Below are 11447 nucleotides of genomic sequence, written 5' to 3'. Positions count from 1 at the left end.
GTTCCGGCGCCGCGCGGGCCGCCGTGGTCCCGGCGCTGGCCAGCAGCAGGAGCGCCAGCGACGCCAGCAGCGGCCCTGCGCGCATCACGACGCTCCCTGGCGCTGGATCTTCCGGGGGATCCCGGCCTCGCGCTTGAAGTCGTTGAACCGCACCATGGCCGGGTCGAACATGTACCAGAGGGCCAGCAGCACCAGGATCGCCGGGATCGAGATGCCGACATAGAACTGCCAGGTCGTGGTCAGGCTGACGACGCTGTCGCCGAACAGCAGCACGACCACCCCCGAGCCGATGATGCTGGCGATGACGAGGGCGCCGATCACGCCCAGCGCCAGCCGCTTGTACTTGAACAGCAGCCCCGAGGTGAGGAAGGCGAAGCCGAAGGTGAACACGACCCCGATGATCACGTCGTTGAGATAGGGCTCGATGTCGAGGTGCGCGACCGACAGGTCGGGCGTGTAGGACTTGTTCTTCACATAGGTGGTGATCATCCGGAACGGCACCCAGATCATCAGCGAGATGAAGGCGTAGGTCAGGCAGAGATAGGCGTCCTCGCTGGGCAGCCGGATCTCGGAATCCTCGCGCGGGCGGGCGATCTGCACCATGACGAAGAACAGGGCCATCGAGACGCCCAGCCCGCCCAGCAGGATCAGATAGGCGAACGAGGCCGCATAGGCCCAGAAGGTGCGCGAGAACGGCACGCCGTTGGCGGGCATGTGGCTGGTCAGCAGCACCTCGACATATTGCCGCTGGACCAGCGCCCGCTCGGCCTTGTGCTCCTTCGCGCCGGCCTCGGACGAGGTCAGGTAGAAGAAGGCGTTGGGCCAGCACTTGTCGACCAGCCAGAACGGCGGCGGGGCGCTGGCGCTCTCGAACGCGGCCGCCAGCCGGCCGTTCGGGTCGTAGGAGACCACCCCGTTCAGCCGCGGCGAGGCCGCCGCCTGCGGGTCGGCCGGGCGGCAGGACGGGCTTTGCGCGGCCGCGAAGCGCGGGTTCACCGTCCAGGGGGCCTGGTACTGGCTGTTGATCTCGATGGTCATGGCCTGGGCCATGATCACCAGGCCGAAGAAGAAGGGCGTGGCGTAGCTGAGCCTGTCCTTCAGGTCGCGGGCGTTGATGATGCCTTCGATCAGCACCTTGACGGGCCGGTAGAGCGCCAGCTGCGCGAAGGGCAGGAAGAAGATCGGCCAGATGAACAGCGCGCCCCAGCGGGTGGCCATGCCGATCCAGGCGTCGCGGCCGTATTCGGCGAAGCCGACCACGTGCGGAACCAGCGAGCAGGTCAGGTAGCCGGCGATGGCCGCCAGGACGTAGACGGTGGTGAAGCCCGCGCCCAGATGGTGACGGGTGGTGAGTTCGGCGACCTTGGGCGTGAACAGGGCCTCGAGTTCGGCGGCCTGGGTCGCCGATCGCGCGGGAACGGCCTGCTTGAAGTGCAGGTCGGCGATCTCGGCCGGCAGGGCGGCCCTTTCCGGCATGACGGCGCCGTCGACCAGCAGCGGCACGATCTCCTTTTCGTGGCGCAGGGCGGCGCGGATCTCGCGCATGACGATGTCGCCCTGGCCGGCCCGGGCGCGTTCGCGGGTCACCTCCAGCCAGTGCGGGCCGATGACCGCGATGAAGAGGTCGCACTGCGAGATCTCGCGGTGGATCCGGTTTTCGTAGTGATCGCCGGCGGCGATCTTCTCGATGTCGAGGAAGACCGACGTGAAGCCCAGTCCGGAAAGCGTGTCGCGCAGGCGGTGCAGCAGCGCGTGGTCGTAGGTGTCGCTGCGGCGATAGGAAATGAAGGCCGATAGTCGTCGCATGCGATTGTGTCCAAATGCACAATGTGCTGTCAGGCTGCTGTCAGGTGTAGGCCCTTGTGGTCGGAAATATATTTGTCTCAGTCTATCAGGCGCACAAGGATGACGGTGCGTAAAAATACTCGTTTTTAATTGAAGTGATCAATTGACATGCAGGTTGCACTTCGCGCGTTGTGGTCCATGTGAGGTCAAAGCCTGGCGCGGCGGGCAGGGATGGAGGGGCATTTGAGTCAGAAGTATCCGTTCAACGACGACCTGCTGCTGGACGAGGAAGACCGCGCGCAGGCGCGGCTGCTGTGGCCGAACGTCGCCTTCGCCTTCCAGAACGACCGGCTGCGCGACCTCTTCACGCCGATCAACGACAAGGCCAACGCCGCCAAGCAGCGCAGCCGCCGCCTGGGCGTCCTGGCGGTCGGGCTGGTCTGGGCCTCGCTGCTGGCCGCCTCGGCCGAGCCGCTCTATGCGCACAGCCCCTTCAAGAACATGGTGATCGCCGTGGCCGCCGTCGCCGGGCTGCTGGGCGCGGTGATCGGGGCGGCGGGCGTGATGTTCGCCGAAAGCAAGCGCCGCTGGCTGGAGCAGCGGTTCCTGACCGAGCGTCTTCGGCAGTTCAACTTCCAGACCGTGATCTTCCTCGCCGAGGACATCCTGCACGCCGCCGAGACCAAGGATTACAAGGCGTTCGAAGAAAAGCGCGACAGGGCCCTGACGGAGTTCCAGGTCAATGTGATCGACCGGCTGCCGTGGGCCTATGTCGACGCCATCAAGGAGACGGAGGAGGAGAAGCCGCCCTGGCTCTTCAGCGAAAAGGCGACGGCCAAGAGCCTGAACGGGACGCACGCCAAGGAGCTGTTCGACGCCTACGCCATGCTGCGCTTCACGCGGCAGATCGATTTCGTGAACTACAAGTTCTCGCGCGACCGGCGGCTGTTCTCCCCGTTCCCGGTCGTGCAGGCGGCGCGGTTCGGCCTGGCGGCGCTGGTCTGCGTCGGCGGCCTGGTCGGGCTGCACCTGCTGGTGGGCCTGGGCGCGCTGGCGGGCGCGAGCCTTGGCGAGCAGCATCACGAACTGCTGCATCAGCTGATGCTGTACGGCCAGGTGGCGGCCATGTGGCTGGCGATCTCGGCGCTGGCCCTGCGCACGCTGGAAGAGGGGCTGCAGCCCCACCGCGAGGTCGAGCGCTATCGGGCCTATCGCACGGCCACGCGGCAGGCGCTGAAGGCCTTCCAGCGAGCCAAGAGCGCCCATGAACGGCTGACGGCCATGCGCGGCATGGAGCACGTGACGTTCGACGAGATGCTGAGCTTCCTGGAATCCAACGACGAAGCCAGGTTCGTGATGTAGCCGGATCGGCGCGCCCGCGGGGCGCGCCGTCTTCCCCTGGCCGCGGGGCTCAGCCCGTCAGCGCTTCGCGCTTTTCTTCCAGCGCCAGCCAGTCCTCTTCGGCCTGGGCCAGGTCGGCCCGCGCCTTGTCCAGCGACTTCATGATCTTGTCGAAGCCGGCCGGGTCGCGGGCGTAGAGGTTGGGATCGTCCAGCTTCTTCTCGAGGTCGGCCAGGATCTTGGGCGAACCCGCGATCAGGGCCTCGCACTCCTCCAGGCGCCGCTGGTCCTTGTAGGACAGCTTGACGGCCTTCTTGGGCGCGGCCGGAGCGGCGGGGGTGACGATGGCCTTGTGCGAGCCGGTCCCGGTGGCGAAGTCGCCGGCGGCCCCGCGCGCGCCCTTGAAGAAGTCCGGGGCCTGGTCGATCAGGTCGCTCCAGCCGCCGGGGGTCTCCAGCACCTGGCCGTGGCCGTTCATGGCGATGGTCGAGCTGGCCAGGCGGTCGATGAAGTCGCGATCGTGGCTGACGAGAATGAGGGTTCCCTCGAAATCAGCCAGCAGCTCTTCCAGCAGGTCCAGCGTGTCCATGTCCAGATCGTTGGTCGGCTCGTCGAGCACCATCAGGTTCATCGGCGTGGCCAGAGCCCGGGCCAGCAGCAGGCGGTTGCGCTCGCCGCCCGACAGGCTGGTGACCGGCTGGCGCAGCTGGGCCTCGGTGAACAGGAACTCCTTGGCGTAGCCGGCGACGTGCTTGGGCTGGCCGCGCACCAGGATGGAGTCGCCGCCCGACGGGGTCAGAAAGTCCCAGACGGTGATCTTTTCCGACAGGGCCATGCGGTTCTGGTCGACATAGGCGACCTCGAGATTGGTGCCCAGTTGCACGGTGCCGGCGTCGGCCTCCAGCTCGCCCAGCAGCAGGCGCACCAGGGTGGTCTTGCCCGCGCCGTTGGGGCCCACCAGGGCGACGCGGTCGCCGCGCAGGATGCGGGTCGAGAAGTTCTCGACGATGGTGCGCTCGCCGAACGTCTTGGTCAGGCCCTTGGCCTCGACCACGCGCTTGCCCGAGGTTCCCGAGCTTTCGACCGCCATGGTCATCGAGCCGCGCTTGTCGGCGACGATGTCGCGCTTCTGGGCGCGCAGGTCCATCAGGGCGCGGCGGCGGCCTTCGTTGCGGGCCCGGCGGCCCTGGACGCCGCGGGCCAGCCAGGCGTTTTCCTTCTCCAGCTGCTTGTTCAGCCGGCGCTCCTCGTCGGCCTCGGCGGCCAGCACCTGCTCGCTCCAGGTCTCGAACTCGGCGAAGCCCTTGTCGAGGCGGCGCACCTTGCGGTGCTCCAGCCAGAAGGTGCGCTGGGTGACGCGGTTGAGGAAGGCGCGGTCGTGGCTGACGATCAGGGCCGCGCACTTGGAGTTGGCCAGCTCCTCTTCCAGCGTCTGGATGGCGAAGATGTCCAGGTGGTTGGTCGGCTCGTCGAGCAGCAGCACGTCGGGCTGTTCGGCGAACGCCCGTGCAAGAGCGGCGCGGCGACGCTCGCCGCCGGAGAGGCCTTGGGTGCTCTTCTGGAAGTCCAGGCCGAAGTCGGCCAGGGTCGCGTGGGCCTCATAGTCCTGGGCGCCGCCGGCCGTGCAGTAGTCGAGCAGGGTCTCGCCGGTGATGTCCGGCTCCTGGCTGACGAACACCACCTTGGCGCCCGGCTGCACGGCGCGCTCGCCGCTGTCGGCCTCGGCGCCCTGGGCGGCCAGAACCTTCAGCAGGGTCGACTTGCCGGCGCCGTTGCGGCCGACCAGGCAGGCGCGCACGCGCGGCTCCAGGGCCAGGTCCACGCCGTCGAACAGCGGCTTGGCGCCGTCGGCGAGACGGACGTCCTTGAGGGCGAGCACGGGGGCGCGGGCGGGGGCGGCCATGGAGCGGTCTTCTTACGTCTGGATACGGCGGTCGGTCGGGGAGATGGGGCCTATAGCAGGGCGACGGGAGGGGGGAACGCGGAAAGTGCGAGGCGCCCGTGGCGTACCCCCTCAGTCGCTCCGCGACAGCTCCCCCAGAGGGGGAGCATTTTCCTGGCTCGGCGCCCCTAGATCCTCCCCCTCTGGGGGAGGTGGCCCGGAGGGCCGGAGGGGGGGCTACGCCGCCGTCAGCCGCCAGACGGCGAAATCCTTGAACCGCAGCCGGCTCCAGGTGGTGCGCAGGCCGAACCAGCCGCTGCGGTAGGGGTCCTGGTCGGCCAGTTCGAAGAGCTTGCGGCCGTCGGCCCAGTACTGGATCAGGCCGTCATGGGCCACCAGCTGGACGGCGACCCAGCGGTTGGGCTGGAGCAAGGTCCGGGCGTCCTTGAGGTCGTGCTGGGGCAGCATGGGGCGCTCGCCCGCGCGGCCGACATAGCGGCGCATCCGGGTGCTGGAATTGTAGTTGCCGCCCTGGCCGACATAGTAGGTCTTCAAGAGGTCGTAGTCGGCGAAGGCGCCGCTGCGGGGGCTGGCGAAGAGGTCGTCCGGACTGCGGACGTCGGTGGCCATCCAGAAGGCGTTGAGGTCGCTGATCCGGTCGTTGCGGCCGCCTTCGTAGACGGCCAGGGCCTGGTACTCGATCAGCAGCGGGCCTTGCAGGCGCGGCTTGAACCAGGCGGTGAGGCCGGCCGGGGCGTCGAGCTCGAGGACGCCGTTTTCGGCTTTCACGGCGGAGGGTTTTTCAGCCTCGATCGTCCAGTCGGCGAGGCCTTGGGTGAAGTCGTCCGTGTAGAGACGGTCAGCCTTGCGCCAGGGCTCGGCGGTTTGGGCGCGGGCGCTCAGCGGCAGGGCGAGGGCGGAGAGGGCGAGGGCGCGGCGGGTGAGCATGGGGTTAGCCTTAGCTTGAGCCGAACCGCAGCGCAGCCCCCTCCGGCCCTCTGGGCCACCTCCCCCAGAGGGGGAGGATCTATGCCGCAAGATGCTCCCCCTCTGGGGGAGCTGTCGCGGAGCGACTGAGGGGGTTCTTCTCAGTCCTCGTCCGGGTCCGGCTCGTACGGCCAGTCGCCCTTGTCGACCATCAGGTCGGTGGCGACGAAGTCCATGGCGTCTTCGGGGTCGTCGAGGCTGGTTTCGCTGATGGTCTGGTCGCGGATCGAGACGCCGGCCTTGTGGGGGCTGTCGGGGTCGCCGGTGATCAGCGGGTGCCACTGGGGCAGGGTCTTGCCCTCGTGCAGGCGGCGATAGGCGCAGGAGGGGGGCATCCACTCCAGGTCCTCGATGTTGTGCGGCGTCAGCTTGATGCAGTCGGGCACGGTCTTGCGGCGATTGGGATAGTCGCTGCAGCGGCAAAGATGGGCGTCGAGCAGCTGGCAATGCACCCGCGTGGGGATCACTTCGCCCGTATCTTCGTCTTCGAAGCGAACCAGGCAGCAAAGGCCGCAGCCGTCGCATAGACTCTCCCACTCGGGGACGGTCATCTGGTGAAGGGATTTCGTCTCCCAGAAAGGTTTGCGCGCCATCATCGGGGCGTCCTAAACCCAATCGGCCCGAAGACCAACTGGACGCAACACCGCACGTGAACGACTGGACGCTGCCGCCCTACAAGTTCGACGACACGCCCGGGCGTCCGACGCCGCCGGCGCAGGGCGGATTCGCGCCTGTTCCGCCGTCGCCGCCCGAGCCTCCGGGGCAGCCGCCCCAAGGGCCTGCATCTCGCCCGCCGGAGGAGCCGTTTCGGGCCGACCTGAAGCCGCCGCGCAGGAAGGGCGGCTGGGGCTGGGTGTGGATCACCCTGCTGGTCAGCGCCCTGATCGGCTTTATCGCCGTGGGCGGCGGCGCGGCCTATGTGTGGTTCAAGTATCTGAAGGACACGCCGGAGCTGCCGAGCCGGGAGAGCCTGTTCGCCATCAACCGCGCGCCGGGCGTGCGGTTCGAGGACCGCAGCGGCCAGGTGATCGCCACGCGGGGCCCGCGCTACGGCCAGCGGGTGACGGTCAACACGGTGCCGGGCTATGTGCCGCTGGCCTTCCTGGCGGCCGAGGACCGGCGGTTCTACAAGCACGGGCCGATCGACCTCTACGGCATCGCCCGGGCGGCCTTCGTCAACTGGCGGGCCGGGCGCACGGTGCAGGGCGCCTCGACGCTTTCCCAGCAACTGGCCAAGGGCCTGTTCCTGACGCCCGACCGCACGGTCGAGCGCAAGCTGCAGGAAATGCTGATGGCCTGGCGCCTTGAACAGGTGCTGACCAAGGACGAGGTGCTGGAGCTCTATCTCAACCGCGTGTTCTTCGGGGCCAACACCTATGGCGTCGATGGCGCGGCAAGGACCTATTTCGGCAAGCCGGCCAGCCAGCTGACCCTGTCGGAAGCCGCCCTGCTGGCCTCGCTGCCCAAGGCGCCGTCGCGCCTGGCCCTGACGCGGGACATGGAGGGGGCGCTGGCCCGCTCGCGGCTGGTTCTGGCCAACATGCGCAAGGAGGGCTGGATCACGGCCGAGGAGCAGGCCAAGGCGCTGGACGACACCCCGCGCCTCTCGCCCGACGCCGTCAGCGACGAGGGCGACTACGGCTGGGTGCTGGACTACGCCACCACCGAGGCCATCCGCATCGCCGGCCAGAACGCGCCCGATCTGGTGGTGCGCCTGACCATCGACAGCCGGCTGCAGAAGGCGGGCGCCGACATCGTGCGCCAGGCCATCGCGCTGGGCGGCGAGCATGCGGGCGCGAGCCAGGCGGCGCTGCTGTCGATCTCGGCCGACGGGGCGATCCGGGCGATGGTGGGCGGCACCGACTATATCGCCAGCCCGTTCAACCGGGCTGTGCAGGCGCGGCGCCAGCCGGGCTCCACCTTCAAGCCGTTCGTCTATGCCGCGGCCCTGGAGAAGGGCGTGCTGCCGACCGACATCCGCGTCGACGCGCCGGTGCAGTTCGGCGACTGGAAGCCGGAGAACTATGGCGGCGACTATCGCGGCCCGATGACCGTCGAGCAGGCCCTGGTCACCTCGACCAACACCATCGCCGTCAAGCTGGCCCAGGAGGCCGGCGGTTCGCGGGTGGCGGACCTAGCCCGCCGGTTCGGCGTGACCAGCCTGCCCGAGCGGCCGGACCTGTCGGTGGCGCTGGGGGCCTATGAGGTGAATCTTCTCCAGATGACCTCGGGCTTCCAGGTGTTCCAGCTGGGCGGGCAGCGGGTGAACCCGTACGTCATCGAGAGCATCGCCGCCCAGGACGGCCGGCCGATCTACAGCCGCGGCCCGCTGGCCCCGACCCAGGTCTACGACGTCGCCAAGGCCAGCATGATGGTCAAGATGATGAAGAAGGTGGTCGACCAGGGCACGGCCAAGCGGGCGGCGTTCGGCTGGCCGGCGGCGGGCAAGACCGGCACCAGCCAGAACTGGCGCGACGCCTGGTTCGTGGGCTTCACGCCCGACTTCGTGACCGGCGTCTGGGTGGGCAACGACGACGACAAGCCGATGAACAAGGTGGTCGGCGGCGACATCCCGGCCAGCATCTGGCGGCGGTTCATGCTGGCCGCGCACCAGAACCTGGCGATCCGGGATTTCCCGTGGCTGCTGCCCGACCCGGAGCCGAGGACGTCGCCGGATCCGAGGAACGGTTTCTACGAGACCCTGGCTTCGGAGTTCGCACGGACGACCTCGGAGCTTGAGGCCGACGCCGCCCCGGACGAGCCGCCGCCGGGAGCGGGACCGCAGCAGCAGACGCCGCCGGAGCTGCCTTACTGAGGGGCGGGGTCCCGTGGTCCGCTAGCCTTCGCCGGGACAACGACTAAGGCGGCTTGGCCGGGCTCTAAGGGGTAGGTTTCTTCGTCGGTTTGGACGGGATTCGGTGCTTTACCTCCAGAGGACCGTTCGCGACGATGAAGGCTCTTTGCAAAAAGACCTCCATGGCGGAGATGAGTTGGAATACCGTCGCTCGTTCCGGCTGCCAGCCTCGATGAGCGGCCGCGTTGCCGGCTTCTGTCACCACCTCAAGGACTCGCTTCTCGGCATCCCCAATCCAGCCGTTGCGCTGCAAGTGCTCGAGCTTGGTAGCGAAGTTCAGAGTGGGATCGATTTTCAGAAGCTCGGTGGCGCGATCTAGCGCTGTTCGTAGCCCGACCGCCGTCAGCGTGAAGGAGCCATTGTCGAAGGCGCGATAAGTTTCGTCCAGGATGTTCTCTAAGACATCATCCTGCAACCAGAGCTCCGAAACCCATGGCGGCTTGGTCCTGCTTTTGGGCTGAGGGTAGGTGATTTCAGCATAGTTCGGCTCGGAATGAGGTTCGCCGTTCTCATCATACCATTCTTGTACGTCTTCGTCGTTCCAGCTTCTTTTCTGATAGAAGGCAGTCTCGCAGCCCAAGCATTGTAGCAGGCGGTGTTCGTCTCCCCCGCAGAAATCGCCGTTGTCGCTTTCCCATTTCGTTTCGACGTACCCATGAATTTTACACGACCGGATCCCGTTGCAGGTCGGGCAGTGAGCTTTGATTTGTTTCTGAGGCGCTTTCGTCATTTCAACGCGATGCTTATTCGACTCTCGGATGAGGTCAAGGAAGCCCGCCGATGAGACGGGCTTTCTTCGGATGGGGATAGAGAGCCGTGGATCCCCAGTCGGTGACGAAAAAATTCCAGCGATTCCAGTAGCTTGAAACTTTATTAGCGTCGTGGATCAGACGCGTTCGCTGGCGCCGTACACTTCTGTCATGGCCGAGAAAAGCGACGAGGCGCAGCGCTGGGGCGAGAGGCTCCAGGGCGACCTCATGGCGTCGATGGACGCCGAATGGAACCGGGTGAAGGACAGCGAAGACGTCGCTGTCGTGGCCCTGGCCGACAAGCGCGCCCGGATGATGGGGACCTTCGCGCGGTCGGCCAAGGCGGTGGTCGCCATGATCCCTGAACCCAAGCAAGCCGCCGTGGGCGGCGACGAGGACGAGGCCGACATGCATGGCGAGATCCCCGACGATCCCGAAGAGCTTCGAAACGCAGTTGAGTCCAAGGTCGCCCGCTTTGCGGAACTTCTTGAGCGCAAGCGCAGCGACGGGACCGGCGGCGGTGCTGACGACGATGACGCCGCAGGAGCAGAGGCGGTTTCTCAGCGTCGATCTGGTTGAGGCCCTGCCGCACCAGGAACTCGAACTGGTCGAAGGCTGGTCGACCTTCCTGCTGCTGGGCGGACGAGGCTCGGGCAAGACCTTCGCCGGAGCGCGGTGGATGGCGCAGATGGCGCTGACCGTGCCGCGCATGGCGCTGGTTGGGCCGACCCTGCACGACGTGCGCGAGGTGATGGTCGAGGGGGCGTCGGGCCTCAGGGCGGCGAGCGGTCCGGCCTTTCGTCCGCGGTGGGAGACGTCGCGGCGACGGCTGATCTGGCCGAACGGCGCGGCCGCTTACGCCTTCTCCGCCGAAGACCCCGACAGCCTGCGCGGGCCGCAGTTTCACGCCGCCTGGGCCGACGAGTTCTGCGCCTGGCCCAAGGCGAGCGAGACCCTGGCCATGCTGCGGTTCGGCTTGCGGCTGGGCGAGGATCCGCGGCTGGTGGTGACCACCACGCCGCGTCCGACCCGGGCGCTGAAGGTGCTGATGGCTGAGGCGGGGGTTGCGACGACGCGGGCGGGGACGGCGGCCAACGCCGGGAACCTCGCGCCCCGGTTCCTGGCCAGCCTGGAGGCGCTGTACGGCGGCACGCGGCTGGCGGCCCAGGAGCTGGAGGGGATCGTCGTCGAGACCGACGGCGGGCTGTTCCGGGCCGAGGACCTGGCGCGGTGTCGCGGGGCGCCGCCGGCGAAGTTCGACCGGGTGGTGGTGGCGGTGGATCCGCCGGCCACGGCGCGCGGCGACGCCTGCGGGGTGGTGGTCGCGGGCCGGCGAGACGGCCGCGCCTATGTGCTGGCCGACCGCACGGCCCGGGGCCTGTCGCCCAACGGCTGGGCGAGCCTGGCCGTCGCCGCGGCGGTGGATTTCGACGCCGACGCGCTGGTGGCCGAAGCCAACCAGGGCGGCGAGATGGTCCGCTCGGTGCTGGCCCAGGCCGCCCCGCCGTGCCCGATCAAGCTGGTGCGGGCGTCGGTGGGCAAGCGGGCCCGGGCCGAGCCGGTGGCAGCCTTGTACGAGCAGGGCCGGGTGGTTCACTGCGGCGCGTTCCCGGCGCTGGAGGAGGAGCTGATGGGGCTTGGCGATGGGGACCTGGGGCACAGTCCGGACCGGGCGGATGCGTTGGTCTGGGCGCTGAGTGAGTTGATGCTGGGGGGCGGGAAGGAGCCGAGGTTGCGGGTGGTGTGACGCCCTTCGGGCGACCCCCTCAGTCGCTCCGCGACAGCTCCCCCAGAGGGGGAGCATCTGAAGCGCCAAGATCCTCCCCCTCTGGGGGAGGTGGCCCAGAGG

General features: G+C 68.1%; 9 protein-coding genes. 4 read left to right on the top strand and 5 right to left on the bottom strand.

Annotated elements, in window-relative coordinates; genetic code table 11:
* Nucleotides 1–84 precede the first annotated feature (84 nt).
* Nucleotides 85–1806 carry a toll/interleukin-1 receptor domain-containing protein gene (locus AC07N1_RS25145; RefSeq protein WP_494674275.1) on the bottom strand — a complete coding sequence of 574 codons (1722 nt, stop codon included), beginning with the start codon at nucleotides 1804–1806 and terminating at the stop codon, nucleotides 85–87.
* A gap of 222 nt (nucleotides 1807–2028) precedes the next feature.
* On the opposite strand from AC07N1_RS25145, the gene AC07N1_RS25140 reads away from it, so the two are divergent.
* Nucleotides 2029–3147 (top strand): hypothetical protein, encoded by a 1119-nt coding sequence (locus AC07N1_RS25140; RefSeq protein ID WP_494674274.1) that lies wholly within the window; start codon nucleotides 2029–2031, stop codon nucleotides 3145–3147.
* Nucleotides 3148–3196: 49 nt separating this feature from the next.
* On the opposite strand, the gene AC07N1_RS25135 is transcribed toward AC07N1_RS25140, so the two are convergent.
* The 3 genes from AC07N1_RS25135 to AC07N1_RS25125 all read right to left on the bottom strand — a co-directional run bounded on the left by AC07N1_RS25135 (nucleotide 3197) and on the right by AC07N1_RS25125 (nucleotide 6591).
* Nucleotides 3197–5029 carry an ABC-F family ATP-binding cassette domain-containing protein gene (locus AC07N1_RS25135; RefSeq protein WP_494674273.1) on the bottom strand — a complete coding sequence of 611 codons (1833 nt, stop codon included), beginning with the start codon at nucleotides 5027–5029 and terminating at the stop codon, nucleotides 3197–3199.
* Between the two features lie 216 nt (nucleotides 5030–5245).
* On the bottom strand, nucleotides 5246–5956 hold the full coding sequence (locus tag AC07N1_RS25130; RefSeq protein WP_494674272.1) for a DUF6250 domain-containing protein: 711 nt from the start codon (nucleotides 5954–5956) through the stop codon (nucleotides 5246–5248).
* 140 nt (nucleotides 5957–6096) lie between these two features.
* Complete coding sequence (locus AC07N1_RS25125) at nucleotides 6097–6591, bottom strand: YcgN family cysteine cluster protein (RefSeq protein ID WP_494674271.1); 495 nt, start codon at nucleotides 6589–6591, stop codon at nucleotides 6097–6099.
* Nucleotides 6592–6644: 53 nt separating this feature from the next.
* Between AC07N1_RS25125 and pbpC the strand changes: the two genes are divergently transcribed.
* Complete coding sequence (pbpC, locus tag AC07N1_RS25120; RefSeq protein WP_494674270.1) at nucleotides 6645–8810, top strand: multimodular transpeptidase-transglycosylase PbpC; 2166 nt, start codon at nucleotides 6645–6647, stop codon at nucleotides 8808–8810.
* A 64-nt stretch (nucleotides 8811–8874) separates the two neighbouring features.
* On the opposite strand, the gene AC07N1_RS25115 is transcribed toward pbpC, so the two are convergent.
* Nucleotides 8875–9579 (bottom strand): DUF4145 domain-containing protein, encoded by a 705-nt coding sequence (locus tag AC07N1_RS25115; protein ID WP_494674269.1) that lies wholly within the window; start codon nucleotides 9577–9579, stop codon nucleotides 8875–8877.
* A 190-nt stretch (nucleotides 9580–9769) separates the two neighbouring features.
* Between AC07N1_RS25115 and AC07N1_RS25110 the strand changes: the two genes are divergently transcribed.
* Complete coding sequence (locus AC07N1_RS25110; protein WP_494674268.1) at nucleotides 9770–10177, top strand: hypothetical protein; 408 nt, start codon at nucleotides 9770–9772, stop codon at nucleotides 10175–10177.
* On the top strand, nucleotides 10119–11345 hold the full coding sequence (locus AC07N1_RS25105; protein WP_494674267.1) for a DNA-packaging protein: 1227 nt from the start codon (nucleotides 10119–10121) through the stop codon (nucleotides 11343–11345). The genes AC07N1_RS25110 and AC07N1_RS25105 overlap by 59 nt, the downstream gene beginning before the upstream one ends.
* Nucleotides 11346–11447 lie beyond the last annotated feature (102 nt).

The sequence above is a fragment of the Caulobacter sp. GW821-FHT09B11 genome (assembly GCF_059418205.1).
Note: the sequence above shows the minus strand (reverse complement) of the source record. Positions and strands in the feature narration are given on the sequence as shown.